This window comes from Pararoseomonas baculiformis, assembly GCF_017813395.1.
In the GTDB taxonomy this organism is placed as follows: Bacteria; Pseudomonadota; Alphaproteobacteria; order Acetobacterales; family Acetobacteraceae; genus Roseomonas; species Roseomonas baculiformis.
Genome location: NZ_JAGIZB010000006.1, coordinates 178,241 through 202,676 on the forward strand (window position 1 = coordinate 178,241; position 24,436 = coordinate 202,676).

Annotated in this window: 26 protein-coding genes; 19 read left to right on the plus strand and 7 right to left on the minus strand. The window is 72.1% G+C overall.

Features of this window, described 5'->3' with window-relative positions:
• Positions 1-50 precede the first annotated feature (50 nt).
• From J8J14_RS25400 to murJ, 6 genes are all read left to right on the plus strand, one after another.
• Positions 51-641, plus strand: a complete 591-nt coding sequence (locus tag J8J14_RS25400) for a glutathione S-transferase N-terminal domain-containing protein (protein WP_209378991.1) — start codon at positions 51-53, stop codon at positions 639-641.
• A complete protein-coding gene (locus J8J14_RS08230) occupies positions 638-1,075 on the plus strand; it encodes a cupin domain-containing protein (RefSeq protein WP_209378992.1) in 438 nt (145 codons plus the stop codon). Before J8J14_RS25400 ends, J8J14_RS08230 begins: the two co-directional genes overlap by 4 nt.
• A 117-nt stretch (positions 1,076-1,192) precedes the next feature.
• Complete coding sequence (locus J8J14_RS08235; protein ID WP_209378993.1) at positions 1,193-3,004, plus strand: hybrid sensor histidine kinase/response regulator; 1,812 nt, start codon at positions 1,193-1,195, stop codon at positions 3,002-3,004.
• Between the two features lie 214 nt (positions 3,005-3,218).
• Positions 3,219-5,042, plus strand: coding sequence for an ATP-binding protein (locus J8J14_RS08240; RefSeq protein ID WP_209378994.1), 1,824 nt, complete (start codon positions 3,219-3,221; stop codon positions 5,040-5,042).
• Positions 5,043-5,147: 105 nt separating this feature from the next.
• A complete protein-coding gene (gene trpS, locus J8J14_RS08245; protein ID WP_209378995.1) occupies positions 5,148-6,149 on the plus strand; it encodes a tryptophan--tRNA ligase in 1,002 nt (333 codons plus the stop codon).
• A gap of 12 nt (positions 6,150-6,161) precedes the next feature.
• Positions 6,162-7,688, plus strand: a complete 1,527-nt coding sequence (murJ, locus tag J8J14_RS08250; protein ID WP_209378996.1) for a murein biosynthesis integral membrane protein MurJ — start codon at positions 6,162-6,164, stop codon at positions 7,686-7,688.
• A gap of 84 nt (positions 7,689-7,772) precedes the next feature.
• On the opposite strand, the gene queC is transcribed toward murJ, so the two are convergent.
• Entirely contained in the window at positions 7,773-8,471 is a 699-nt protein-coding gene (queC, locus tag J8J14_RS08255; protein ID WP_209378997.1) for a 7-cyano-7-deazaguanine synthase QueC, read from the minus strand.
• Positions 8,472-8,513: 42 nt separating this feature from the next.
• Positions 8,514-9,899, minus strand: a complete 1,386-nt coding sequence (locus J8J14_RS08260) for an amidase family protein (protein WP_209378998.1) — start codon at positions 9,897-9,899, stop codon at positions 8,514-8,516.
• A gap of 162 nt (positions 9,900-10,061) precedes the next feature.
• Between J8J14_RS08260 and J8J14_RS08265 the strand changes: the two genes are divergently transcribed.
• The 3 genes from J8J14_RS08265 to rpsO all read left to right on the plus strand — a co-directional run bounded on the left by J8J14_RS08265 (position 10,062) and on the right by rpsO (position 12,386).
• A complete protein-coding gene (locus tag J8J14_RS08265) occupies positions 10,062-10,958 on the plus strand; it encodes a DMT family transporter (RefSeq protein WP_209378999.1) in 897 nt (298 codons plus the stop codon).
• A 163-nt stretch (positions 10,959-11,121) separates the two neighbouring features.
• A complete protein-coding gene (truB, locus tag J8J14_RS08270; RefSeq protein WP_209379000.1) occupies positions 11,122-12,090 on the plus strand; it encodes a tRNA pseudouridine(55) synthase TruB in 969 nt (322 codons plus the stop codon).
• A 29-nt stretch (positions 12,091-12,119) separates the two neighbouring features.
• On the plus strand, positions 12,120-12,386 hold the full coding sequence (gene rpsO, locus J8J14_RS08275; protein WP_245215582.1) for a 30S ribosomal protein S15: 267 nt from the start codon (positions 12,120-12,122) through the stop codon (positions 12,384-12,386).
• Positions 12,387-12,478: 92 nt separating this feature from the next.
• Here the strand turns inward: rpsO and J8J14_RS08280 are convergent, their stop codons facing one another.
• A complete protein-coding gene (locus tag J8J14_RS08280; RefSeq protein WP_209379002.1) occupies positions 12,479-13,267 on the minus strand; it encodes an enoyl-CoA hydratase in 789 nt (262 codons plus the stop codon).
• Positions 13,268-13,368: 101 nt separating this feature from the next.
• Between J8J14_RS08280 and J8J14_RS08285 the strand changes: the two genes are divergently transcribed.
• Positions 13,369-14,052, plus strand: a complete 684-nt coding sequence (locus J8J14_RS08285; RefSeq protein ID WP_209379003.1) for a methyltransferase domain-containing protein — start codon at positions 13,369-13,371, stop codon at positions 14,050-14,052.
• A gap of 59 nt (positions 14,053-14,111) precedes the next feature.
• Here the strand turns inward: J8J14_RS08285 and J8J14_RS08290 are convergent, their stop codons facing one another.
• Complete coding sequence (locus tag J8J14_RS08290; protein ID WP_209379004.1) at positions 14,112-14,999, minus strand: LysR family transcriptional regulator; 888 nt, start codon at positions 14,997-14,999, stop codon at positions 14,112-14,114.
• Between the two features lie 94 nt (positions 15,000-15,093).
• Between J8J14_RS08290 and J8J14_RS25405 the strand changes: the two genes are divergently transcribed.
• Both J8J14_RS25405 and J8J14_RS08295 read left to right on the plus strand, forming a co-directional pair.
• A complete protein-coding gene (locus tag J8J14_RS25405) occupies positions 15,094-15,222 on the plus strand; it encodes a hypothetical protein (RefSeq protein WP_280842903.1) in 129 nt (42 codons plus the stop codon).
• Positions 15,212-15,670, plus strand: coding sequence for a cupin domain-containing protein (locus tag J8J14_RS08295; RefSeq protein WP_209379005.1), 459 nt, complete (start codon positions 15,212-15,214; stop codon positions 15,668-15,670). The genes J8J14_RS25405 and J8J14_RS08295 overlap by 11 nt, the downstream gene beginning before the upstream one ends.
• On the opposite strand, the gene J8J14_RS08300 is transcribed toward J8J14_RS08295, so the two are convergent.
• Together J8J14_RS08300 and J8J14_RS08305 are read right to left on the minus strand one after the other, a co-directional pair.
• Positions 15,671-16,924 (minus strand): alpha/beta hydrolase, encoded by a 1,254-nt coding sequence (locus tag J8J14_RS08300; protein ID WP_209379006.1) that lies wholly within the window; start codon positions 16,922-16,924, stop codon positions 15,671-15,673. It lies immediately after the preceding gene.
• Positions 16,921-17,118 (minus strand): hypothetical protein, encoded by a 198-nt coding sequence (locus J8J14_RS08305; RefSeq protein WP_209379007.1) that lies wholly within the window; start codon positions 17,116-17,118, stop codon positions 16,921-16,923. Before J8J14_RS08305 ends, J8J14_RS08300 begins: the two co-directional genes overlap by 4 nt.
• Before the next feature lie 367 nt (positions 17,119-17,485).
• Between J8J14_RS08305 and phaR the strand changes: the two genes are divergently transcribed.
• On the plus strand, positions 17,486-18,112 hold the full coding sequence (gene phaR, locus J8J14_RS08310) for a polyhydroxyalkanoate synthesis repressor PhaR (protein ID WP_209379008.1): 627 nt from the start codon (positions 17,486-17,488) through the stop codon (positions 18,110-18,112).
• Between the two features lie 146 nt (positions 18,113-18,258).
• Positions 18,259-19,374: a THUMP domain-containing class I SAM-dependent RNA methyltransferase gene (locus J8J14_RS08315; RefSeq protein ID WP_209379009.1), complete on the plus strand. Its 1,116-nt coding sequence runs from the start codon at positions 18,259-18,261 to the stop codon at positions 19,372-19,374.
• Positions 19,375-19,409: 35 nt separating this feature from the next.
• On the opposite strand, the gene J8J14_RS08320 is transcribed toward J8J14_RS08315, so the two are convergent.
• Complete coding sequence (locus tag J8J14_RS08320) at positions 19,410-20,342, minus strand: polysaccharide deacetylase family protein (RefSeq protein WP_209379010.1); 933 nt, start codon at positions 20,340-20,342, stop codon at positions 19,410-19,412.
• A gap of 78 nt (positions 20,343-20,420) precedes the next feature.
• Here J8J14_RS08320 and J8J14_RS08325 point away from each other — a divergent pair, with 78 nt between their 5' ends.
• From J8J14_RS08325 to J8J14_RS25410, 5 genes are read left to right on the plus strand one after another with little or no spacing between them, the layout of a single operon-like run.
• A complete protein-coding gene (locus tag J8J14_RS08325; protein ID WP_342452414.1) occupies positions 20,421-20,696 on the plus strand; it encodes a phosphopantetheine-binding protein in 276 nt (91 codons plus the stop codon).
• A 2-nt stretch (positions 20,697-20,698) separates the two neighbouring features.
• Positions 20,699-21,205, plus strand: coding sequence for a hypothetical protein (locus J8J14_RS08330; protein ID WP_209379011.1), 507 nt, complete (start codon positions 20,699-20,701; stop codon positions 21,203-21,205).
• Positions 21,198-22,523, plus strand: coding sequence for an AMP-binding protein (locus J8J14_RS08335; RefSeq protein ID WP_209379012.1), 1,326 nt, complete (start codon positions 21,198-21,200; stop codon positions 22,521-22,523). Before J8J14_RS08330 ends, J8J14_RS08335 begins: the two co-directional genes overlap by 8 nt.
• Positions 22,520-22,813, plus strand: a complete 294-nt coding sequence (locus J8J14_RS08340) for a 3-hydroxyacyl-ACP dehydratase FabZ family protein (RefSeq protein WP_209379013.1) — start codon at positions 22,520-22,522, stop codon at positions 22,811-22,813. Before J8J14_RS08335 ends, J8J14_RS08340 begins: the two co-directional genes overlap by 4 nt.
• Positions 22,810-24,330, plus strand: coding sequence for an LpxL/LpxP family acyltransferase (locus J8J14_RS25410; RefSeq protein WP_209379014.1), 1,521 nt, complete (start codon positions 22,810-22,812; stop codon positions 24,328-24,330). The genes J8J14_RS08340 and J8J14_RS25410 overlap by 4 nt, the downstream gene beginning before the upstream one ends.
• Positions 24,331-24,436: the final 106 nt, after the last annotated feature.

Sequence of the window (24,436 nt, forward strand, 5' to 3'; positions counted from 1 at the left end):
CCCTCCTGGAAGCGCTATAAGCCAAGCTCGATTCGCCACAGGAACGCCCGATGCGCCTTCTCACCTCCCCCGCCAGCCCCTTTGCCCGGAAGGCCTATGCCTGCGCCATCGCGCGGGGCGTGGATGGCGGGATCGAGCTGGTTCCCACCAGCACCCAGGCCAGCGCGGAGCTGCCCGGGCTCAATCCCCTCGGCAAAATTCCCGTCCTCGTCCTAAAGGACGGCACCGCTGTCTTCGACAGCCCGGTGATCTGCGATTACCTGGACACGCTGGGCGCCGCGCCGTCACTGATGCCGGCCTCCGGCCCGGCCCGGCTTCGCGCCGGCATCATGCAGGCCCTGGCCGATGGCATCATGGATGCCGCCGTCGCCCGCCGCATGCAGATCGCCCTGCCGCAGGACGAAGGCCGCCAGGCCTTCGATGCCCGCCAGAAGGCGGCGGTGGAGCGCGGGCTGGCGCGGCTGGAGGCGGACCCGCCGCAGGGCCTTACCGATGTGGGGGCCATCGCGGTGGCCTGCGCCCTCGGCTATCTCGACTTCCGCTTCCCCGCCGAGCCCTGGCGTGAGCGCTTCCCGCGCCTGGCCGGCTGGCTGGCCTCGGTGGAGTCCCACCCTGCCCTGGCCCGCAGCGCCCCGGCATGAACCTGCGCGATCCCGGGCTGGATCCGGCCGCCATCATCGCGGCCCTGGACCTGCGCCCGCACCCCGAGGGCGGGCATTACCGGGAGACCTGGCGAGACGCGCCGGATGGCGGTGGCCGGGGTGCCGGCACCGCCATCCTCTTCCTGCTCGCGGCCGGGGAGCGGAGCCACTGGCACCGGGTGGATGCGGCCGAGGGCTGGCACTGGCATGCGGGCGCACCCCTGCTCCTGCGAATCTCGGATGGCGGCCCCCCCTCCCTCGTCCGGCTTGGCCCTGACCATGCCGCCGGGGAGGCTCTCTTCGCGATGGTGCCGAAGGGGCGATGGCAGGCGGCGGAAAGCCTGGGCGGCTGGACGCTGGTGGGCTGCACCGTCAGCCCCGCCTTCCGATTTGAAGGCTTCGAGATGGCGCCGCCGGGATGGGAGCCGGCCTGAGGCGCCATGGCGTTTCGCCCCGCGTAAGTTGTGCCGAGCGGAACGAATGCAGCGTCTTGGTTGCAGGAAGCGGCTCGCCTAGCTTGCCGCAACGGCGCTGCAAAAGGGTTGGCCGGCTTGCTTCACGTCCCAACCGTCCTGGTGATCGCCTCGACCCTGGCCGCCACCTACGGCTCCATCCTCCTCTATCTCTGGCTTCAGCACCGCCGGCAGCTCGCCATGGTCAGCTGGAGCGCGGCGCATTTCATCGCTGCCGTCTCGCTCGCCCTCATGCCGATGCGCGGCATGGTTCCGGACATCGTAGCCGTCCAGCTCGCCAATGCGGGCATGGCCCTCGCCTATGGGCTGATCTGGGCAGGGGCGCGCCAGTTCGGCGGCGGCCAGGCGCGGGTGCTCCCTACCCTCGCGGGCATACTGGGCTGGCTGGCCGCCTGCCAGTTCCCCGCCTTCTCCGAAAGCCTGTCGGCGCGGATCCTGGCGCTCGGGATGATCGCGGCCGTGTACCACCTCGCGGCGGCATGGGAATTCCACCGGGATGGCCCCTGCAAGGCCCTGCGCTCACGCCGCCTGATCATCGGGATCCTGCTCGCGAATGCGGCCGCCTACCTGCTGCGGATCCCGGGCCTGCTGCTGCGGCCTCTCCAGCCATCCCCGATGGATCTGCCGGTGAGCCCCTTCGTCGATGCCTTCCTGCTGGTCGGGATCGCGGCCGGCGGCAGCCTCGTGCTGGGCCTGGTGGCCCTGCAACGGGAGATGGAGGAGCGGGAGGCGAACGCCGCCCTGCGGGAGGCGCGCGACGCGGCCGACCGCGCCAGCGCCGAGAAAAGCCGTTTCCTGGCCCATATGAGCCATGAGCTGCGCACCCCGCTGAATGGCGTGCTCGGCTTCGCGCAGATCCTGAAGGAGGACCCGGCCCTGCCCCCCCTTCAGCGGGAGCACGCGGCCATGCTGGAGCGCACCGGGCGCCACCTGAACGCCCTGCTGAACGACGTGCTGGACCTCTCCAGCATCGAGGCCGGGCGGCTGAGGCTCCTGGCCACCCCCACGGCGCTGGTTCCCCTGATGGAGGACGTGGTCGGCCTCTCCCGGGCCGCGGCGGAGGCCAAGAGGGTACGGCTGTTCTTCGAGCCCGCGCGGGACCTGCCCGCGGGCGTGCTCTGCGATGCGCTGCGGGTGCGCCAGATCCTCCACAACCTCCTCAACAACGCGGTGAAGTTCACCCCGCCGGGCGGACAGGTGGTGTTCTCCGTCCACCGGCGTGATGCGGGCGGCCTGGTGCTCTCGGTGCGGGATGACGGCCCCGGCATCCCCAGGGATTTCCATTACCGGCTCTTCCAGGACTATGCGCGGGCCAGCCAGGTGGCCGGGAGGAGCGAAGGCACGGGGCTCGGCCTGGCCATTTCGGCCGGGCTGGCGCAGGCCATGGACGGCTCGATCCGCTTCGGCACCCCGCCCGATGGCAGGGGCAGCATCTTCGAGGTGTGGCTGCCCCTGCCCGATGCCGAGCCGCCGGCCTCCCCCGCCGAGGCCCCGGCCCCGGGCTCCGCCAGTCTGCAGGTCCTGGTGGTCGATGATGTCGCGGTGAACCGCCTGGTCCTGCGCGGCCTGCTCCAGGGCGCGGGCCACCGCGTCACCGAGGCGGAGGACGGGCAGGCCGCCCTCGGTATCCTCACGGGCGCCCCCAGCCTGCCGGATGCGGTGCTGATGGATGTCCTCATGCCCGGGATGGACGGGCTGGAGGCCACCCGCCGCATCCGTGCCCTGCCGGGCCCCGCATCCCGCCTGCGGATCCTGGCGGTGACCGCGGGCGCCATGCCCGAGCAGATCGCCGCCTGCCTGGAGGCAGGCATGAACGGGCACCTCGTGAAGCCCGTGGACCGGCAGGTCCTGCTTGCCGCCCTTGCCCGCCGCGAGCACGCCCGGGCCTGATCGCCGCGCATCGCGCACTTTCCTGGTTGCCGCCACCGGATAATCCGGGGAGAGGAAGCGCCGATGTCTCGTGCCCGATGCCGCGTGCCGGATGGGCGATAAGGAACCGCCTCCGGCCAGCCATGGTGGAACCTCGGGCAAGCGAACAAAACTCTTGGTTGCGACCCGGCCCTCGCCTAACCTGTAAAGATCACGTTTTTGAGAGGCCAGAGGGTTGCTGCATCCTCCCACAGCCTTCGTTCTCAGCTTCGCCCTGGCTCTCACCTGCGGTGTCATCCTCCTGCTGCTCGGCCGGCAGGACCGCCGCCAGCCCGCCATCGCCAGCTGGGGTGTCGCCCATTGCCTCGGCGCCCTCGCGCTGCTGCTCCTGGCGCTGCGCGGGACCATTCCCGCCTTCGCCTCGGTCCAGCTCGGCAATGCGCTGCTGGCCGTCAGCTACGGGCTGGTCTGGGCAGGGGCACGCCAGTTCCGCGGGGCAAGGGCCGGTCTTGCCCCGATCCTCGCCGGCTGCACCGCCTGGATGGCGGCCTGCCAGATCCCCGCCTTCTATGAGAGCCTCGCCGCGCGCGTCCTGCTGATGGGCTTTGTCGCCGCCGGCTACTATGTGGCGGCCTCCTGGGAGTTCCGGCCACGCGGCGCCGGGAACACCCTGCGGTCGCAGCGCCTTCTCATCGGTATCCTCCTCACCAACGCGGCCTGCTACCTGCTGCGCATCCCCGTGCTGCTGCTGCAGCCCGTCGGCGCCTCGCCCATGGGCCATCCGACCTCCGTCCTGCTGGACCTGCTCGTCGTCCTCGGCACCGCCCTGGCCGGGAGCGCCGCGCTCGGCGTGGTGGCGCTGCAGCGGGAGAAGGAGGAGCGGGAGGCGAACACGGCCCTGCGGGAAGCGCGCGACACGGCCGACCGCGCCAGCGCCGAGAAGACCCGCTTCCTGGCCCATATGAGCCATGAGCTGCGCACCCCGCTGAACGGCGTGCTCGGCCTGGCCCAGGCCCTGGCGCAGGATCCCGCCCTCCCCGAGGAGCAGCGCGGGCGCGCGGCCATGCTGGAACGCGCCGGGCGCCACCTGAACGCCCTGCTGAACGACGTGCTGGACCTTTCCGCCATCGAGGCCGGGCGGCTGGAACTGGTACCGGTGCCCACCTGGCTGAAGCCGCTGCTGGAGGATGTGGCCGGCCTGGCCCGCGCGGGGGCGGAGGCGAAGGGCGTCGCGCTCCGCATCGCGCCCGCACCCGGCCTGCCCGCCTCCGTGCTCTGCGATCCGCTGCGGGTGCGGCAGATCCTGCACAACCTGCTGAACAACGCCGTGAAGTTCACCCCCGCCGGGGGCGATGTCCTTCTTTCCGTCCGGCGCGCGGAGGAGGGCGGGCTGCTGCTGACCGTGAAGGATGACGGCCCGGGCGTGCCGGAGGAGTTCCGCGACCGGCTCTTCCAGACCTATTCCCGCTCCACCAGGGAAGCGGCGAAGGGCGACGGCACGGGGCTGGGCCTGGCCATCTCATCGGGACTGGCCAGCGCCATGGGCGGCACCATCCGCTTCGGCATCCCGCCCGAGGGCAAGGGCAGCATCTTCGAAGTCTGGCTCCCCCTCCCCGAGGCCGAGGCGGCGCCCCTGCCCGCCCCGCCCGATGCGCCCGCGCCCGCGCCCGCCGCGCCGGGCCGGCGCGTGCTGGTGGTGGACGACGTGACGGTGAACCGCCTGGTCCTCCGCGCCATGCTGGAACCGGCGGGCTATCAGGTGACGGAGGCCAGGGACGGCCAGGCCGCCCTGGATGCCCTGGGCGGCCCCGGCCCGCTGCCCGACGTGGTGCTGATGGACGCGATGATGCCGGGAATGGACGGCATGGAGGCCACCCGGCGGATCCGCGCCCTGCCCGGCCCCGCAAGCCGCCTGCGCATCCTCGCCGTGACGGCCGGCGCCATGCCGGAACAGGTGGCCGCCTGCCTGAATGCCGGGATGGACGGGCATGTGATGAAGCCGGTGGACCGCCGAGGCCTTCTCGCCACCCTCGCGGCCCGTGACAGGATCGCCGCCTGAGCGGCGTCGCGCCTTGACGCGGCCTGCCCGTGGCGGGACACCCCATGCCCCGTCACCACGAAGCCCCCGGCGCTCCAACCGCCGGCGGGCCAGGAGCCCATCTCCATGCAGCGCGTCTTCTCGGGCATCCAGCCCTCGGGCGTCCCCACCCTCGGCAACTACCTGGGCGCCATCCGCAACTGGGTGCCGATGCAGGACACGCATGAGAGCATCTTCTGCGTGGTGGACCAGCACGCCATCACCGTGTGGCAGGACCCGAAGGAGCTGGCACGGCAGACGCGGGACATGGCCGCGGCCCTGATCGCCTGCGGCCTGGACCCGGACCGCTGCATCCTCTTCGTGCAGTCCCATGTGCATGCCCACACGCGGCTGGCCTGGATCTTCAACTGCGTGGCCCGCATCGGCTGGCTGAACCGCATGACGCAGTTCAAGGACAAGGCCGGCAAGGACCGCGAGAACGCGGGCAGCGGGCTCTATGTCTATCCGAACCTCATGGCGGCCGACATCCACGCCTATCACGCCACGCGCGTGCCGGTGGGCGAGGACCAGAAGCAGCACCTGGAGCTGGCGAACGACATCGCCGAGAAGTTCAACCACGACTACGGCGTGGATTTCTTCCCGCATATCGATCCGCACATCATGGGCGTCGCCGCCCGCGTGATGTCGCTGCGCGACGGCACGAAGAAGATGAGCAAGTCGGACCCCTCCGACCAGTCGCGCATCAACCTGAGCGACGATGCCGACACCATCGCCCTGAAGATCCGCCGCGCGAAGACGGACCCGGAGCCCCTGCCCTCCGAGATGCAGGGGCTGGAAGGCCGGCCGGAGGCGCGGAACCTTGTCGGCATCCTCGCCGCCATCACCGGCACCACGCCCGAGGATGTGCTGCGCCAGCATGGCGGCCAGGGCTTCGGCACCTTCAAGGGCGTGCTGGCGGAGGCGCTGGTGGCGCATCTCTCCCCCATCGCCTCCGAGGCGCAGCGCCTGCTGGCCGATCCCGGCGCGGTGGACGCCCTGCTCCGCCGCGGCGCCGACCGCGCCCGCGCCATCGCGGAGCCGATCGTCGCGAAGGCCGAGGAGCTGGTCGGCTTCCTGCCGCCGCGCTGAGCCGCTGATCCCGTGCTGAAGGGCATCCTCACGGTCGGCGGCTGGACCATGGCCAGCCGCCTCCTCGGCTTCCTGCGCGACATGCTGATCGCGGCCAGCCTCGGCGCCGGCCCGATCGCCGATGCCTTCTTCATCGCGCTCAAGCTGCCCAACCTGTTCCGGCGGCTCTTCGGCGAAGGCGCGTTCAACGCCGCCTTCGTCCCCGCCTTCGCGTCCACCCTCACCCTCAGCGGCCACGAACAGGCGCGCGCCCTGGCCGAGCGCATGTCCACGCTGATGACGCTGTGGCTGACGCTGCTCGCCACGCTCGGCATGATCTTCATGCCGCAGGTGCTGCACGTGCTGGCGCCCGGCTTCACCGACGAACCCATCCGCTTCGGACTCGCCGTCGAGATGACGCGGATCACCTTTCCCTATCTCGTCTTCATCTGCCTCACCGCGCTCATCTCCGGCGTGCTGAACGGGCTGGACCGCTTCGCCGCCGCCGCCGGCGCGCCGGTGCTGTTCAACCTTCTCTCCATGGCCGCGCTCTTCGCGCTCACGCCCTTCGTCGCCACGCCGGGCCATGCGCTGGCCTGGGGCATCACCGTCTCGGGCGTGGCGCAGTTGCTTCTCGTCTGGGTCGCGGCCGCCCGCGCCGGCATGCCGCTGCGCATCGTCTCCCGCCCCCGCATCACGCCCGCGGTGCGGCTGGTGCTGCGCCGCATGGGCCCCGGGCTGGTCGGGGCGGGGGTGACGCAGCTGAACCTGGCGGTGGATGTCATCATCGCCTCGCTGCTGCCCGCGGGCGCCGTTTCCTACCTGTATTACGCGGACCGCATCGGCCAGCTTCCGCTCGGCGTCATCGGCGCCGCCATCGGCACGGCCATGCTGCCGCTGCTGGTGAAGCAGCTGCGCGGGGGCAAGCCGCTGGCGGCCCACCGCACCATGAACCGGGCGCTGGAACTCTCCTTCGCCCTCGCCCTGCCCGCCGCCGCCGCACAGGCCGTGCTCGCCTGGCCCATCATCTCCGCCCTTTTCATGCGCGGTGCCTTTGGGGAACTGGAAGCGGCCGCCACCTCCGCCGCCCTCACCGTCTATGCCCTGGGCCTGCCCGCCTTCGTCCTGGTGAAGGCCTATGTTCCCGGCTTTTTCGCGCGCGGGGACACGGCCACCCCCGTGAAGGTCAGCATCGCGATCGTGGCGCTGAACCTTGCGCTTAACCTCATTCTCACGCGCTACATCGCCCATGTCGGCATCGCGCTCGCCACCGGCCTCTCGGCCTGGGTGAACGTCATCGCCCTGGCCTGGATCCTGCGCCGCCGCAACCAGTGGCGCCCGGATCGCCGCCTGCGCCGCCGCCTGCCCCGCCTGCTCTTCGCGACCCTGGCGATGACCGCGGTGTTGATTGCCCTGCGCCTGGTGATGCCGGACCCTGTCGGCTCCACCGCGCGGCTGGTCGTGCTGGGTATCTATGTCGTCGCCGGGCTCGCCACCTATTTCGGGCTGGCGCATCTGCTGGGCGCGCTCAACCTCGGGGATCTGCGGCGCCGGCGCTGATTGGGCGCAGCCTGTCCCATCCTGTGACAGGCAGCCGCAGGCCTCCTGCGAAGGGAGCTGGGGGAAGCAGCGCTCCCCCCGGCCTTACCCTTCCACGAACCCCTGCCATCCCGCCGCCCGCAGCTCGCAGGCCGGGCAGGTGCCGCAGCCATGGCCCCAGGGGTGCATCGGCCCGCGTTCCCCGCGGTAGCAGGTATGGGTGTCCTCCACGACCAGCCGCACCAGCGCGTCGCCGCCCAGGCGCCGGGAAAGGCGCCAGGTCTCGGCCTTGTCGATCCACATCAGCGGCGTATGCAGGATGAAGCGGCGCTCCATGCCCAGGTTGAGCGCCACCTGCAGCACCTTGATCGTGTCGTCCCGGCAATCCGGGTAGCCGGAATAATCCGTCTCGCACATGCCGCCGACGATGTGGCGCAGCCCGCGGCGATAGGCGAGCGCGGCGGCGAAGGTGAGGAAGATGAGGTTCCGCCCGGGCACGAAGGTGTTGGGCAGCCCGCCCTCCTCCATCTCGATCGCCACCTCCCGCGTCAGCGCGGTGTCCGAAATGGCGCCGAGGGAGGCGAGATCGATCGTGTGGTCTTCGCCCAGCCGCGCCGCCCATCCGGGCTTCATCGCGCGCAACCCGTCGCGGAGGGTGCCGCGGCATTCCAGCTCGATCCGGTGCCGCTGGCCGTAGTCGAAGCCGACCGTCTCCACCCGCCCGAAGCGCTCCAGCGCCCAGGCGAGGCAGGTGGTGGAATCCTGCCCGCCGGAGAAGAGGACCAGGGCGCCTTCGTCTTGCATGGGCGCCTTATGGCGCCCCGGGGCGATGGGGGAAACCGGGTTTCAGCCCGGCTCCGCCACGGTGATCGTCGTCTCCAGCAGCGCCCCGGCTTCCAGCAGGATGTCCTCCCGGTAGCGCCCGGCCACGAGCTGCACGCCCAGCGGCGCGGGGCCGGAGAGATCGGTCGTCACGGTCAGCCCGGGCAGGCTCATCAGCGGCAATCCCACCTGCGGCAGGATGGATTCGATCACCCGTTCGAAGGCTTCGGGCGATTCCAGGTCCTGCAGGTCCGGGAAGGGCGGCTCGGAGGCGACGGGCATGATGGCCACGGGGTAGCGCTCCAGGAACAGGCTCCATTCCCGCAGGTATCCGGCGCGGGCCTGCAGCGCGTCCTGGAAGGCGTTCATGTCCGGTTCGGGGCAGAGCCGCTCCATCTGCGCGAAGATGAAGTTGGCGTCGGGGTCGTTCTCCTCCACCAGCGCCTTCTTCATCCCGCGCCGGCTCTCGGCCAGCCAGAGCATGGCCTGCAGCCGGGCGGGCTCGCGCAGCTTCGGGATGGGCGTCTCGGCCACGGTCCAGCCGGCATCCTGCAGCTTGCGCCCGGCGGCACGCAGCGCCTCCTCCACCACCGGCGTGGTCGCCAGCCCTTCCGGCCGCACGCAGAGCGCGGCGCGCCTGGGGAAGGCCGGCCCTTCCAGCGGCGCGGGCACCCACCAGGGATCGCGCGCATCGGGTGCCGCCATGGCCTGCAGCGCCACGCGGATATCCGCGATGCTCCGCGCCAGCGGGCCGGAAACCGCCATCAGCTGCGCCCCGATCGCCCGTTCCGCCGAGGAAGGGTTCCAGGCCGGCACCCGCCCGATGGTCGGCCGCAGCCCATGCACGCCGCAGGCATAGGCAGGGTAGCGGACGGAGCCGCCGATATCCGTGCCATGCCCGATCGCTCCGATCCCGGCGGCCACCGCCGCCCCCGCGCCACCGGAGGAACCACCCGGCGTCAGCGCGGGATTGCGCGGGTTGCGCGTGTGCCCGTGCAGCGAATTGCGCGTGACCCAGTGCAGCGAGAAGGCCGGCGTGTTGGTGCGCCCGATGATCACCGCCCCCGCCTTGCGCAGGTTGGACACCACGGGGTTGTCCGCCTTGGCGACCAGGTCCTTCTGGATCCGCAGCCCGTTGGTGGTGGCGAAGCCCTTCTGGTCCACATTCACCTTGGTGGTGACGGGCACGCCGGCCAGCGGCCCCGGATCCTCCCCGCGCGCGATCGCCGCATCCACCGCGCGGGCGGCGGCCATCGCCTCCTCCGGCATGAACTGCACCACGGCGTTGATGGCCGGGTTCGCCGCCTCCAGCCGGGCCAGCGCATCGCGCGCCACCTCCTCGGCCGAGAGGTCACGCTTGCGGATGTGCTCCGCGATCTCGCTCGCCGTCAGGCGCCAGGATTCGGTCATGGGGACGCATTCCAAACCCGGCCCCGTCCGCTTGTCCAATGGCCGGGCCAGGGCCTGGCCGGACAGCAGGGCGTGAGGGCGCCGAAAAAGCGCCATCGGGCCATGGGGAGCGGATGGAGGCGCTGGTAGAAGGCCCCCTGCCCCGCCCTGAACCGAGCCCTGATGACCCGATCCGCCCAAGGCGTCCTGCTCGCCTTCCTGGCCTACTCCGCCTATGCCATCAGCGACGCCTCGGTGAAGCTGCTGCACGGCTCCCTCAGCGCCTATGAGGCCGTGTTCTTCGGCGCCTTCTCCGGCGTGGCGGCCCTGCCCTTCCTGCGCCGCCCGGGCGAGCGGATGCGGGATGCCTTCCGGGCCCGCAATCCCGCCATGTGGTTCCTCCACGCCGGCGCCGCACTCACCGGTGCCGTCGGCAGCGTGACCGCCTTCACCCATCTCTCGATGGCCGAGGCCTTCTCCCTGCTCTTCCTGATGCCGACCTTCGTGACGATCCTTTCGGTGATCTTCCTGAAGGAACCGGTGGGCTGGCGGCGCTGGTGCGCGGTGCTGATGGGCTTCGCCGGGGTGCTGGTCGTGCTGCGGCCGGGCTTTCGCGAACTGAATATCGGCCATCTCGGCGCCGTGGTGGGCGGCCTCTCCGGTGCCGTCACCGTGGTGATGCTGCGCGCCTTCGGGCAGAGCGAGACCCGCATGTCCCTGTATGGCGCAGGGCTCATCGGCCCCACCATCGGCGCCGGCCTGCTGATGCTGCCCGGCTTCACCTGGCCCACGCCCATGCAATGGGTGTGGTTGCTCGGCTATGGCCTGTTCATGGCGCTGGCGAACATCCTGGTGATGCTCTCCTCCGCCCGGATCCCCGCCAGCCTCGTCGCCCCGGCGCAGTACAGCCAGATGATCTGGGCCATCGGCTTCGGCTATCTCGTCTTCGGCGACCACCTGGACGCGATGATGGCCCTCGGCGTCGCCGTCATCATCCTCTCCGGCATCCTTACCTTCCGGCGGGAACAGGCGCGCCGGCCCCGGGGATGGCGCCGCGCGCCGCCCGTGCACCCGCAGTGAGAGGCGCTGCCTGCCCAGGGCAACCCTCGCCCGCGCCGATGCCCCCTGGTTGCCGCGCCTCCCCTGGTGCTAGACGCGCGCCCTTCCGGCCTGCGCGAGCGGGCCGGCCAGAATGAGATGACCGCGTTCGCGCTGGTCCAGGACGATAAGAGGCAGGCCGCGCATGGCAGGGCAGAACGGGCATCGGGGGCGGCAGAACCGCAAGCCGAAGGGGCGGCCGCTCGATGGCTGGCTCATCGTGGACAAGCCCACGGGCATGGGGTCCACCGATGTCGTCACGAAGCTGAAGCGGGCCTTCCAGGCGCAGAAGGTGGGCCATGGCGGCACGCTGGACCCGCTGGCCACGGGCATCCTGCCGATCGCCTTCGGGGCGGCGACCAAGGCCGTGCCCTATGTGATGGACAGCACGAAGGTCTATCGCTTCACGCTGAAGATGGGCGACGAGCGGGATTCGGACGATGCGGACGGCAAGACCATCGCCACCTCCGACCACCGCCCCACGAATGAGCAGCTGGAGGCGGCGCTGCCGGCCTTCCGCGGCGACATCATGCAGATCCCGCCGATCTACTCGGCGATCAAGGTGAATGGCGAGCGCGCCTATGACCTGGCGCGCGAAGGCCAGGTGGTGGAGCTGCAGCCCCGCCCGGCGCGGGTGGATGTGTTCGAGCTGGTGGAGCGTGTGGACGACGACACCGCCATCTTCCACGTGCAGTCCGGCAAGGGCGTGTACATGCGCTCCCTCGCGCGGGACCTGGCGCGGGCGGCGGGGACGGTGGGGCATATCGCGGCCCTGCGCCGGCTGCGGGTCGGCCCCTTCCGGGAGGAGAACGCGATTCCGCTGGACAGGCTGGTCGTTACGGAGGATACCCCGCCCCCTTCCCCGGCGCTTCTGCTGCCGGTGACGACCGCGCTGGACGACATCCCGGCACTGGCCGTCACCGAAGCCGAGGCCGCCCGGCTCTCCTTCGGCCAGGAGCTTTCCCTGGTCGAGTTCATGGGCCGGGTTCCGCAGGCGGCCAGCCCCGATGGGGGCCTGGTCCGCGTGTTGTCGGGGGAGCGCCTGATGGGATTGTGCCGCCTGGGGGAGGGGCTTCTCCGCCCCGAACGCTGGCTCGCCCGCGGCGACCGCTGAACCCCTTTCCTTAGGACATTCCGATGTCGATGATCACGCCTGAGCGCCGCGCCGCGCTCATCCAGGAATACGCGACCGCCCCGGGCGACACGGGTTCGCCGGAAGTGCAGGTCGCCCTGCTCTCCGAGCGCATCGTCGCCCTGACCGAGCACATGAAGGCCCACCCGAAGGACTTCCACTCCCGGCGTGGCCTGCTGGTGCTCGTCGGCCAGCGCCGCGGCCTGCTGGACTATGTGAAGCGCAAGAACCAGCAGCGCTACGAGAGCCTGATCGGGCGCCTCGGCCTGCGCCGCTGATCGCGGGCCTCCGGGCCTGTGCCTCGAAGGGGCTCCCGGCGAAAGCCGGGGGCCCTTTTCGCGTTCAGCGGCCCCGCTTTAGCGACCCTGCTTCAGCGACCCTGCCAGACCGGCTTCCGCTTCTCCAGGAAGGCCGCGACGCCTTCCTTGAAGTCCGCGCTGGTGAAGGTCAGCGCCACCATGTCATCGGCATTGGCGCCCCGGATGGCATGCTCGCGCAGGCGCTTCAGCGTGGTCTTGGCCGCGCGCAGGGTCAGGGGCGCGTGGCCGGCGATGGTGCGGGCCAGGGCCTCGGCGCGGGCCAGCAGCGCGGCCTGGTCCGGCAGCACCTCGGTGACGAGGCCGAGGGACTTCGCCTCCTCCGCCTCCACCAGCCGGGCCGTGTAGATCAGCTCCAGCAGGCGCGCAGGGCCCAGCAGGGCGGAGAAGCGGGCGTAGTTGCCCAGGGAAAGCGTGTTGCCCAGGGTGCGCGCAATCGGCACGCCGAAGCGCATGGTGGCGGAGGCGATGCGGATGTCGCAGACCCCCGCCACCCCCGCGCCGCCGCCGGTGCAGGCGCCGTTGATGGCGGCGATGGTGGGCTTGGGGCAGTCCTCGATGGCGGAGAGGACGCGGCCGATCCGCTCCTCATAGTCCAGCGCGTGCTGGGCGGTGGTGAAGCTGGTGAACTGGCTGATATCGGTGCCCGCGGCGAAGGCCTTCTCCCCGCCACCCGTGATGATCCAGGCCTTGATGGCGGGATCGCCGGCGATCTCGGCGGCCTTGGCGCCCAGCCCCTCATACATGGCGAAGGTGAAGGCGTTCATCGCCTTCGGGCGGTTGAGGGTGGTGAGCAGGATGCCGCCCTCCTTTACCTCGTGGATCAGCTCGTCCTCGGTCATGCGCTCTCTCCCGGTTTGCCCGGCAGCCTGCCCGGCGGCGGAGGGAAGGGGAAGGGGCGGAACTGATTGCCGGCCTGCTGCCTTCCCGGCATGCTGGAATCATGCCGGACGGTCCGCTTTTCACTCCTCTCAGGCTCGAGGCGTTGATCGCCGATGTCGCGGGCCGCTATGCCGGGGCCTCGCGCTTCACCCGGGGCTTCGTGCCGTCCAAGCTGAAGCGGGATCCTGCCACGGCGGCGATCCTGGCCCATGCGCAACGCGTGGGTGGGCTGGGCCATGTGCTGGATCTCGGCTGCGGGCGCGGGCAGCTGGGGCTGGCGCTGCTGCTCTCGGGCGGGGCATCCCGCATCACGGGCATGGATATCGACGCGGTGAAGGTGGCGGAGGCCGGGGAGGCCGCGCAGGGGCTTCCGGCGCGCTTCGAACAGGCTGACCTCTCCCGGGCGGCACTGCCGGAGGTGGACACGGCGCTGATGGCGGATGTGCTCTACCAGCTGCCCGATGGCTGCCAGGTGGAGGTGCTGGACCGCATGGCGCGGGCCGCGCGGCGGCGGGTGGTGATGCGGCTCTTCGACCCCGATCTGGGCTGGCGAAGCAATCTGGGCATGGTGATGGAACGCGCGCGGCGCGCCATCAGCCGCGAGGGCACGGCGGTGGCCCCCATGCCCGTGCCGCAGGTGGTGGCGCGCTTCGAGGCGGCGGGGTTCCGCTGCACCGTGGTGCCCTGCTGGGCGGGCACGCCGCTGCCGAACGTGCTGATGCTGGCGGAGCGGGGAGGGGCCTGAACGGCCGAAGGGGAGAGGCGGAATCCCTTCTCCCTGCCGTAGGCCACCGCCAGGACCGATCAGCCCATCTGGCCGCCGAGCTGCCGGGCAAGGTGGTCCGCGAAGGCGCGCACGCGCTCCGTCATGTCCGCGCGGGTGGGGAAGGAGAGGCTCATCCGCACCTCGCCGGGGGTGAGGGCGGGGAGGACGGGGCGCATGCGGCCCGCCGCGAGATCCCCGGCGCAGAGGCCGGCGGGCATCAGCCCCACCCCATGCCCTGCCAGGATCAGGTCGCGGATGAGGAGATAGCTGTCCGCCTCCATGGCGGGCGGGGGCAGGGCCTGGCCGGCCAGCACCAGCCGTTCCAGGTGCCGTCGGACGGCAGGGGGCGGAAGGATAAGGGCGGCAATCCTCTCAAGGCTCTCCGGTTCCCCATGCCGGGCCAGGTAGCCCGGGCTGGCGAAGAAGCCGTAGGCGAAGCGCATGACCCCGCGCGCCACCGCGTCCTGCGGGTTGGCGAGGCCGATGCGAAGGGCGATGTCGATCCGCTCGGCCACCATGTCGAGCACGGCATTGGTCAGCACGACCTCGAACCGGATCGCGGGGTGGGCTTCGCGGAAGCTGCCAAGGGCCCCGGCCAGGGCGGCGGTGGGGAAATCCGCCGGGGCGGTGAGGCGGATCAGGCCCTTCAGCGGCCCCTTCGCCGCGCGGACGGCGCCGAGCGCGCGGGCGAGCGTGTCCAGCGCGCCGGAGGCTTCCTCGTAGAGGCGCTGGCCTTCCTCGGTGAGGCTGACGGCGCGGGTGGAGCGCTTGAGGAGCCGCGTGCCGGTCGCCCGTTCCAGTGCCTGGACGCGGAGGCTGACCGTGGAGCGCGGGATGCCCAGGCGGCGGGCGGCGGCGGAGAAGCCGCCGGCGCGCACCACCTCGGCGAAGGTCTGCACCGCGTTGAGGTCCACGGGATTGTCCATCCTGCTGGACAGTCCTGCTAGCAAATGCCGGATCGAATGCCGAGCGGGTCGGGGCCTAGACCTGCGGCACCCAGGAAACGGAGTGCCGGCGGCGATGAGCGCCTTCTTTCCCTTCAACACCCGTCACCTCCCGGGCCACGACGACAGGCCGCCCCGGGCCCGCCGCATGGCCGCGGCGGAATGCGACATCGTGCTGCTCGGGGGCCTGGCCCATGGCGGCTGAGCGCTTTCCACCGACCGGGCGGCTGGCTCCGCAGGGCATTGCCCGCTTCTCCGGCATCGCGGCCGAGATCCTGGCCGGGGGCGAGGATCCGCCGGTGACCATCCTGGACATGCGGGTCGAGGCGGACCACGGCGCGCCGCTCCATGCCTCCTTCGACGAGGACAAGCTGTTCCTGGTGCTGGAGGGGCGGTTCCGCTTCGACCTCGGCGAGGCCGGGGGCGGGGAGGTGACGGCCGTGGCGGGGGCGCGGATCGCGGTGCGGCGGGGGGATGCGCATGGGTTCCGGGCCGAAGGCGGGCCGGCGCGGATGCTGCTGGTCTCCACCCCGGGGCGGCACGACCGGTTCTTCACCGCCCTGGCCGCGCTGCCCGTGCCGCATGACCCGGCGGCGGTGGAGGCGGTGTGCCGCCGCTTCAACCAGCGCATCATCGGGCCGCTGATGGGCTGATCAGGGCAGGGCCCGCACCCAGTCCCGCAGGGGTCGCCAGAGCACGGTCTCAGCCTTCATGCCCGCGGCCATGCCGATATGGCCGGCGGGCACGTCCAGCACTGCCCCGCCGGGGAGCTGGGCGGCCAGGGCGCGGGCGCTTTCCGGCGGCACGATCCGGTCCCCGCGCGGAATGGCGAGGAAGGCGGGGCCACGCCAGGCGGCGGGGGTCACCGGGGCGCCGGCCACCCGCCATTCGCCCCGCGCGGGGGTATTGGCCCCGTACCAGCCGCCCAGGCATTCGCGCGCCACGGGGGCGGGGAGGGGGATGCCGTCATTCAACCAGTCCTCCAGCGCCACGAAATGCGCGGCGCGGGGGGAGGTGGGGTCCAGCCTGCCGAAGGCGCGGAACTTCCGGGCGATGCCGAAGGGATCCAGCCCGGCGAAGAGAAGCTGGATCAGGTCCACCGGCAGGGCGGCATGGGCCGCCATCAGCGGTTCCAGCGCCGGGAGGAGGGAGGACGCCCCGCGGGCGCGCGCCTCCACCTCCGGCCCGCCCGCGTGGAAGTCCCAGGGCGTTGCGAGGAGGGCGAGGCCGCGGGACAGGCCCGGCTGGCGCTGGGCGGCCGCCAGGGCGAGCAGCCCGCCCATGCAATAGCCCACCAGGGCCAGCGGGCCGCCCGTGGCGGCCGCGGCGGCGGCGATCCCCCGTTCCAGCCGCCCCGCGATCCAGTCCGTGAGGGTGAAGCCGCGCTCGGGCATGCCGGGGCTGCCCCAGTCCAGCAGGAGCGGGCGGATACCCTGCCCGGCCAGCCAGCGCAGCATGGAATGGCCCGGCATCAGGTCCAGCACGGTCGCGCGGTTGATGAGGGAGGGGATGACAAGGGCGGCGGGGCCGGCGCCGCCGTAATCCAGGATGCGGGCGGGGCCTTCGGACCACAGGCTGGGCGGGTCGGGCAGGTCGCGCCGCCAGGGATGGCTACGGTAGGCGGCGATGCCGCGGATGAGCGCGGCATCCTCCCGCCAGAGCCGGCGCCAGACCTCGGCGCGCAGCGCATCCGGGTCAGCGGCGGCGGGGCTTCGCAGGATCCGGTCGCGTTCCGCCCTGGCCGCCGCCGAGCGCGGCGCGAAGCCAGGCCAGCTCGCGTTCCAGGCCGTCGAGCCGGGTGCGGAGGGCGTTCTCCCCGCCGGGATCGCGGCGATCGCCAGCCAGGCCCGGCCCATCGCCAGGGTGAGATGGGCCGGCAGGGGACGCGGGCCGCGGCGGGGGGTCATGCGGCGCGGGGCCGGCCGGCGGAGCGGGCCATGCGGGCGGCCAGGCGGGAGGCCACGCAGGAGGCCAGACGCCCATGCCGGGCGGCATGGAGGGTGCGGGTGGCCAGGAGGGCATCCAGCCCGGCGGCACGGGCGGGCTGGCGGGCCAGGCGAATCCGGGAACGGGCTGCGGCGGCGCCCAGTTCCGCATCCATTGGGCCGAGGCGGCGGCCCAGGCGGCCATCAGTTCGGGATCCATGGCCATCGCCGCCATCTCTCCCTGCCAGAGGGCGATCCAGTCCGCGGCCAGCCGAGCCAGGTCCGGCGCCTCTTCCGAGCCCATTTCGCTGGACGAACCGGTGTTTTCCGAACCGTTCATGCATTCCCCGGCTGGCATCCCTGATCCCGCGCCCCAGGGCCCGGGGGGCCGGGCATGGGGCGCATCCGTCGCGAAGCTCTTCCGCAGCGCGGCATGGCGGGTCTAGCATCACAGGCGGGCCCGGCACCAAGGCGGCTACCCGCCCCGGGCGCAAGGATGTGAGAGATCAGGTTCCGGGACCACATCAGGGAGGAAGACCGCATATGGCCGAGCCCACCGCGTCGCAGGACACGATCCAGGAGAACGCGGGGCGCCCGCCCGTGGTGGTGAAGAAATACGCGAATCGGCGCCTCTACAACACCGAGACCTCCTCCTACGTCACGCTCGAGGATCTGGCGGGCATGGTGCGGCAGGGGCGGGACTTCACCGTCTCCGACGCCAAGTCCGGCGAGGACATCACGCGCTCCGTCCTCACCCAGATCATCGTGGAGCAGGAGAGCAAGGGGCAGAACCTGCTTCCCGTTCCCTTCCTGCGCCAGCTTATCGGGCTTTACGGCGACAGCCTGCAATCCGTGGTGCCGCGCTACCTGGAGGTGACGATGGGCACCTTCGCCCGGCAGCAGGAGGATATGCGCCGCGTCGCCCAGGAGACGATGGGCTCCGCCATGGGCGGGTTCAACGCCTTCGCCCCCTTCGAGGAGATGGGGAAGCAGAACCTGGCGATGCTGGAGCGGGCGATGAGCCTTTTCTCGCCCTTCCCGCGCGGCGCCGGCGGCGGCGCGCCCAGCCAGCCCGCGCCCGCCGACGAGGTGGAAACCATGCGCGAGGAGATCGCGGCCCTGCGGCAGGAACTGGCCACGCTGCGCCAGGGGCGCGGCACCGGGACCTGACGCAGGCTTCGCCAGGGGCCATGCGCCCCCTGGTCCGTTCTCCTTCGTTTTCGGTTCGCCCGGCCTTGCACCCGGTCTAGAAGGCCCGGGCCCCTGGCTCCGGGTTTGCGGCGCTGCGAGCTTCCCCTTCCAGCCATGCAGGCGCGATGACCCGAGACGACATGTTCGAGATCTTCCTCGCGGCGGCTCCGGGGCTGGAACCCGTGCTGCTCTCCGAAGTGCGGGGCAAGGGCTTCAACCAGCCGAAGGCCGTGCCCGGCGGCGTGGTCATCCGGGGCGGCTGGCCGGAGGCCTGGCGGGCGAATCTGTGGATCCGCGGGGCCGGGCGGGTGCTCGCGCGGCTGGATTCCTTCCGCGTCACCCATCTCGCCCAGCTCGATGCCCGTGCGCGCCGCGTGCCCTGGGCCACCGTCCTGCGCCCGGATGTGCCGTTCCGGGTGGAGGCTTCCTGCGCGGGCTCGCGCATCTATCACAGTGGCGCCGCGGCCGAGCGGATCGAAACCGCCATCCGCGAGACACTGGGCGCGCCGCATTCGCCGGAGGAGGGCGTCCTCGTCCGCGTGCGGATCGAGCAGGACATCTGCACCATCAGCGTCGATACCTCGGGCGAGCCGCTGCACAAGCGCGGCTACAAGGAAGCCGTGAACGCGGCGCCGATGCGGGAAACCATGGCGTCGCTCTTCCTGCGGCAATGCGGCTTCGAGGGCACCGAGCCCGTGCTGGACCCGATGTGCGGCTCCGGCACCTTCGTCATCGAGGCGGCGGAGATCGCGGCCCGGCTCAACCCGGGCCGGGCGCGCCATTTCGCCTTCGAGAGGCTCGCGACCTTTGATGCGGAGGCCTGGGAGCGGATGCGGGCGGTGAAGAGCATGCGCGTGCCGGCGGCCCGCTTCCATGGCAGCGACCGGGATGCCGGCGCGATCACCATGAGCCAGGCCAATGCCGGGCGCGCGGGGGTGGCCGAGTTCACCGCCTTCCGGCAGGCCGCGATCAGCGAGGTGACCCCGCCGGAAGGGCCGCCGGGCCTGGTGATCGCCAACCTGCCCTATGGCTCGCGCCTCGGCGACAAGGCGGCGCTCCTGCCGCTCTACCGCGCCTTCGGGCAGGTGCTGCGGAGCCGCTTCGCGGGATGGCGGGTGGGGATCGTCACCAGTGAACCGAAGCTGGCCCATGCCACCGGGCTGCCCTTCCTGCCGGTGGAGGCCCCGGTGCCCCATGGCGGGCTGCGGGTGACGCTGTTCCGGACGGGGCCGCTGGCCTGACCTGTCCCGGCGATCGGGACAGAAGCGAGCCCGCTTCAGGCAGCCGGGACGAGCCCGGCCTGCGCGCCCGGTCCGGCAAGGGCCGGGGCGCGGGCAAGGGCCCAGCCTTCCTCCAGCCGCTCCGCCAGGGGCACCGAGGCGCGGCCGGCAAGGAGGGCACGGAGGCGGCGGGCGCTGACCCCGCGATTGGCCCAGAGAAAGACGCAGGCGGCCAGGGCGTGGCCGGGCCTGCGGTGGAAGGGCTCCGCCGCGTCGATGTCGTAGGGGTGGCAGTAGGTCCAGGCGAGGGGGCCTTCGAGCCTGGGAAGGATCCGGCGCAGGTCGAAGCCAGGGAGGTAGCGCAGATACATGCCGCCCAGGGCAGGCAGGTGCATGGGGCCGAGCCGCGCCACGGGGGCTGGCAGCTCCAGCAGCCCGCAGGGCCAGGCGAAGGGCTGGCGCGGCGCTCCGGGGTGGCCGTGCAGGAAGCCGCGGGCGGGCAGGACGGAGGAGGAATAGCTATGCCCCGCTTCCAGCAGCACCTCGGCGGCCCATTCGGTACGAGGGGTGACGGAGAAATAGGGCGCGCGGAAGCCCGGCACCGCCTGGCCCGAAAGGTCCTGCAGCCTCGCGCGGGCGCGGAAGGCTTCCTGCCGCAGGCGGCTGGGGCCGAGTTCCTCCAGCGAGCGGTGGGTCTGGTTGTGGGAGGCGACCTCATGGCCGCGGGCCGCGATCTCGCGCACCAGGGCGGGGGCGGAATCCGCCACCTCTCCCAGGATGAAGAAGGTGCCGCGGGCGCCGCTCTCGTCCAGCAGGTCCATCAGGGCGGCGGTGGCCGCCAGGTGGCGCGTGCCGCTGCGATCCGTCGGGCTTGGCTCGATGTCGGCCGTGAAGCTCAGTTCCCGTGGGACAGCCGCGAAGATTCCACCGGGCTCGCAGGCCTGGGAGAGGGCCGCTGGTCTCTGGAGATGGTTTTCCTGGGCTGTCACGGAGCTTTTTTGCGGCGCTTCACCATTCTGTGTGCTTTATCCGTAAGTGACTGACCGGACCAGGGTGGAGACGAAGGGGTGAGTACGACAAGCGTGATGACGGCGCTGGAGGCGGAAGTGGCCGCGCTGATCGTGAGCGCGCTGCAGCTTGAGATCCAGCCGGAGGAGATCGATCCCCAGGCGCCGCTCTTCGGGGACGGGCTGGGGCTGGACAGCATCGATGCGCTGGAGATGGCGCTTGCCATCTCGCGGCAATACGGCTTCCAGCTCCGCTCCGACGATGAGCGGAACGGGCGGATTTTCGCCTCGCTCCGCAGCCTGGCGGCGCATATCGAGAAGAACCGGGTGGGCTGAGCATGCCGGTGCGGGGCCCGGCTGCCGGCGGTGGCAGGGCAGGGGGCTGGCGCCTCTGGTCGCTCCTGCCCCTTCTCCTCCTGCCCCTCCTGCCGGAGGAGGCCTGGCCGGCCGCGATCCGGGACGAGGTGGCGCTGGCCTGGGCGCTGTTGCCGGCGCTGTGGACGGCGGGCTTCGCCTGGGCCTTCGCCCGCACGCTGCGCCCGGGGCGGGAGCCGCTGATCGCGCGCTACACCCGCTTCGACCCGCGGCGTGACCCGGCGGAATGCGCGGGCTATGCCCGGGGGCTGACCCTGTTCTGGGCCGTGGCGCTGGGCCTTGTCTCGGTGGTGGAGTTCCTGGCCCTCTGGGCCGGTTTTGACCTGGGCCTTTGGCCGGAAGCGGCGATCCTGGCCCTTTTCCTGGGGGAGCATGTGGTGCGAAGCATCCGTTTCCCGTCGGGCGGCATTGCCTGGCCGACGCAGACCCTGGCGGCGATCCTGCGGGCCGAGCGCGCGCATCATGGCTGAGATCCCGTTCCTGGACCGCGCGCCGGGCGATGTGCTGGCGCGGCTGGGCGCCGTGCCGGTGACCGCCGGGCGCTTCCTGGCCGATGTGGCGGCGCTGGCGGCGCGGCTGCCGGATGCGCCCTATGCGCTGAACCTGTGCGCGGACCGTTACCTGGCGCTGGTGGGCTTCGGCGCGGCGCTGGCGCGGGGACAGGTGACGCTGCTCTCGGCCGATCGCTCGGCGCACCGGCAGCGGGAGCTGGCGGCGCGCTATCCCGGCACCCATGCCATCTCGGACGGGGTGGAGGTGGTGCTTCCCTCCACCCTCGCCGGCGCCTGGGGCGAAGGGGAGGGGGCAAATTTCGCCATCCCGGCGGAGCAGGTGGCGGCGATCGGCTTCACCTCCGGCAGCACGGGGGAGCCGGCGGCGCATGCCAAGCCATGGGCGGCGCTGGTCGCGGCCGCGCAGGCGGCGGCGGCACGCTTCGGGCTGGACGATGCGGCGGACCAGGCCACCCTCGTCGGCACGGTGCCGGCCCAGCACATGTATGGATTCGAGACGACCATGGTGCTGCCGCTGCGCGCGCCCATGGCCGTGCATTCCGGCCCGCATTTCTACCCCGTGGAGGTGGCGGAGGCCGTGGCGGCCGCGCCGGGGCGGCGCGTGGTGGTGACCACGCCGCTGCAGCTGCGGGCCCTGCTGGCCGGGAACGTGCCCGGGATCTCCGCCGTGATCTCGGCCACCGCGCCGCTTTCCCCCGCGCTCGCGGCCGAGGCGGAGGCGGTGCTGGGTGCGCCGGTGCTCGAGATCTATGGCGCGACCGAAATGGGCTCCATCGCCAGCCGCCGCACCACGGAGGGCGAGGAATGGCGCCTCTATGACGGGGTGGCGCTGCGGGCGGATGGCACCGAGGGCGCCGAGGCGCTGGTGCCCGGCCTGCCCGCGCCGGTTCCCCTGGCGGATCTGGTGGAGATGGGCGCCGATGGGCGCTTCCGCCTGATCGGGCGGCGCGGGGACATGGTGAAGCGGGGCGGCAAGCGGGCCTCCCTGGCCGGGCTGAACCGCGTGCTCTCGGAGATCAAGGGCGTGGAGGACGGGGTCTTCGTCGCGCCCGAGGACCTGGAGGCCAATCCGGCCGCGCGGCTGGCGGCCTATGTGGTGGCGCCGGGCATGACGAGCGCGGCGGTCGTGGCGGCGCTGCGGGAGCGGGTGGAATCCGTGTTCCTGCCGCGCCCCGTGGTGATGGTGGAGCGGTTGCCGCGAAACGCGGTGGGCAAGATCACCCGCCACAGCCTGGAGGCGCTGCGCGCCGCCCTGCCGGACGGAGCGTCCGGGTGAGCGAGGGGCCCTGGGCGTCCCGCTTCGTGGTGCCGGCGGATCATCCCTGCCTGCCCGGGCATTTCCCGGGGCGGCCGGTGGTGCCGGGCGTGGTGCTGCTGGATGGCGTGATGGAGGCCGCGCGGAAGGCGGGGCTGGAGGCCGGGGCGCGGCTGCCCTCGGCCAAGTTCCTGCGGCCCGTGCTGCCGGAGGAGGTGGTGGAGATCGCCCTGCGGCGCGGCGCCACGGGGCGGCTGGCCTTCACCGGACATGTGGGGGGCAGCCTGGCCTTCCAGGGGGAGCTCGCATGAGCTGGCTGAACCAGCGGGAGCGCGGCGGCTTCGCCCTGCGGCTGATGGCCTGGATCGCCCGCTTCATGGGCTGGCACGTCTCCTACGCGCTGCTCTTCCCGGTCACGGCCTATTTCCTCCTCTCGGCGCCCCCGCGGCAGAAGGCGGCGATGCGGCGCTTCCAGCGGCGGGCGCTGGGGCGGGAGCCGGGCTGGCGCGACCTTTGGCGCCCCTATTTCGCCTTCGCGGCGACGATGCTGGACCGGGTCTATCTCCTGCGCGGGGAAACCAGGGGGTTCCGGATCAGCGTCTCCGGCCTGGAGGCGCTGGATGCGCGCATCGCGGCGGGGCAGGGCTGCGTGCTGCTGGGCGCGCATCTCGGCAGCTTCACCGCCATGCGCGCGCTGGCCGATGGCTGCGCCGGGCGGCGCTGCCCGGTGGAGGTGATGGCCTTCATGTACGAGGCCAATGCCCGGCTGGCGAACAAAGTGTTCTCCGCCCTGTCGCAGGAAAAGGCGCAGCAGGTGGTGCCGCTGGGGCAGCCGGATTCCATGCTGCGCGCGAAGGAATGCCTGGAGCGCGGGGGGCTGGTGGGCATCCTGGCCGACCGCCGCCCGGCGGTGGGGGAGGACCGGGTGGTGCCCCTGCCCTTCCTGGGTGCGAACGCGCCCTTCCCGGCGGGGCCGCATATCCTGGCAGCGGTGCTGGGCGCACCGGTGATGCTGGCCTTCGGCATTTGGAAGGGGCCGCGCCGCTACGAGATCATCTTCGAGGAATTCGCGGAGCGCGTGGTGCTGAACCGCGCCCGGCGGGAGGCCGACCTGCGCGCGGTGGCGGCCCGCTATGCGGAGCGGCTGGAGGCGGTGGCCCGGGCGCATCCGGAGAACTGGTTCAACTTCTACGACTTCTGGGAGGAGATGGGGGAGGCCGCCCCGGTGCCCGCGCCCCCTTCGTCGGCCGGGGTGGCGCGCCGCGCGGTGCTGGGGCTGCCCTTCCTGGCCGTGCCCGCCCAAGCCCAGGCCCCTTTCCAGGCCCAGCCGGGCGGGCTGGAGGCGGTGATGGCCGCCCTGGCCGCCACCCGGCGCACGGAGGCGGAGTTCGAGGAGAGCAAGTCCATCGCCGGGCTGGCGGATACGCTGCCCAGCCGGGGAACACTGCTCTGGCAGGCGCCCTCCACCCTGGAGAAGCGGGTGGTGGAGCCCTTTCCGGAGCGTGTGACGGTCTCGGGCGACCGGCTGGTCTATGAGCGGGCGGGCCGGGAACGGCAGGAGGTGCGGCTGGACCAGGCCCCGGAGATGCGGGCCCTGGTGGAGGCTATCCGCTCCACCCTGGCCGGCGACCTGGCGGTGCTGCGGCAGCATTACGAGGTGCGGTTCGAGGGATCGGTCCCCGACTGGACCATCCGGCTCAGCCCGCTCTCGGTGCGGGTGCGGGCGGTGGTGCAGCGGGTGGAGATCCGCGGCTCAGGCGGGCGCATCGCGCAGTTCGAGACCGAGGGGAACGAATCCTCGGTGATGCGGATCACATATCGGCCCTGAGCGGCCCCTTGCGGTGGCGCGGGCCATCCGCATCTGGCAGCGCGGGCCGGATGACGATCGCCGGGGTTCCCGGCATGCCTCCGCGGGAAGCGTGGAGAGATGGCGC

Bases quoted from the DNA above. Each gene is read 5' to 3' on its own strand.
- J8J14_RS25400 (WP_209378991.1), top strand. From the start codon at position 51: ATGCGCCTTCTCACCTCCCCCGCCAGCCCCTTTGCCCGGAAGGCCTAT.
- J8J14_RS08230 (WP_209378992.1), top strand. From the start codon at position 638: ATGAACCTGCGCGATCCCGGGCTGGATCCGGCCGCCATCATCGCGGCC.
- trpS (WP_209378995.1), top strand. From the start codon at position 5,148: ATGCAGCGCGTCTTCTCGGGCATCCAGCCCTCGGGCGTCCCCACCCTC.
- queC (WP_209378997.1), bottom strand. From the start codon at position 8,471: ATGCAAGACGAAGGCGCCCTGGTCCTCTTCTCCGGCGGGCAGGATTCC.
- J8J14_RS08260 (WP_209378998.1), bottom strand. From the start codon at position 9,899: ATGACCGAATCCTGGCGCCTGACGGCGAGCGAGATCGCGGAGCACATC.
- J8J14_RS08265 (WP_209378999.1), top strand. From the start codon at position 10,062: ATGACCCGATCCGCCCAAGGCGTCCTGCTCGCCTTCCTGGCCTACTCC.
- truB (WP_209379000.1), top strand. From the start codon at position 11,122: ATGGCAGGGCAGAACGGGCATCGGGGGCGGCAGAACCGCAAGCCGAAG.
- rpsO (WP_245215582.1), top strand. From the start codon at position 12,120: ATGATCACGCCTGAGCGCCGCGCCGCGCTCATCCAGGAATACGCGACC.
- J8J14_RS08280 (WP_209379002.1), bottom strand. From the start codon at position 13,267: ATGACCGAGGACGAGCTGATCCACGAGGTAAAGGAGGGCGGCATCCTG.
- J8J14_RS08285 (WP_209379003.1), top strand. From the start codon at position 13,369: ATGCCGGACGGTCCGCTTTTCACTCCTCTCAGGCTCGAGGCGTTGATC.
- J8J14_RS08290 (WP_209379004.1), bottom strand. From the start codon at position 14,999: ATGGACAATCCCGTGGACCTCAACGCGGTGCAGACCTTCGCCGAGGTG.
- J8J14_RS25405 (WP_280842903.1), top strand. From the start codon at position 15,094: ATGAGCGCCTTCTTTCCCTTCAACACCCGTCACCTCCCGGGCCACGAC.
- J8J14_RS08295 (WP_209379005.1), top strand. From the start codon at position 15,212: ATGGCGGCTGAGCGCTTTCCACCGACCGGGCGGCTGGCTCCGCAGGGC.
- J8J14_RS08300 (WP_209379006.1), bottom strand. From the start codon at position 16,924: ATGACCCCCCGCCGCGGCCCGCGTCCCCTGCCGGCCCATCTCACCCTG.
- J8J14_RS08305 (WP_209379007.1), bottom strand. From the start codon at position 17,118: ATGGATGCGGAACTGGGCGCCGCCGCAGCCCGTTCCCGGATTCGCCTG.
- phaR (WP_209379008.1), top strand. From the start codon at position 17,486: ATGGCCGAGCCCACCGCGTCGCAGGACACGATCCAGGAGAACGCGGGG.
- J8J14_RS08315 (WP_209379009.1), top strand. From the start codon at position 18,259: ATGACCCGAGACGACATGTTCGAGATCTTCCTCGCGGCGGCTCCGGGG.
- J8J14_RS08330 (WP_209379011.1), top strand. From the start codon at position 20,699: ATGCCGGTGCGGGGCCCGGCTGCCGGCGGTGGCAGGGCAGGGGGCTGG.
- J8J14_RS08335 (WP_209379012.1), top strand. From the start codon at position 21,198: ATGGCTGAGATCCCGTTCCTGGACCGCGCGCCGGGCGATGTGCTGGCG.
- J8J14_RS25410 (WP_209379014.1), top strand. From the start codon at position 22,810: ATGAGCTGGCTGAACCAGCGGGAGCGCGGCGGCTTCGCCCTGCGGCTG.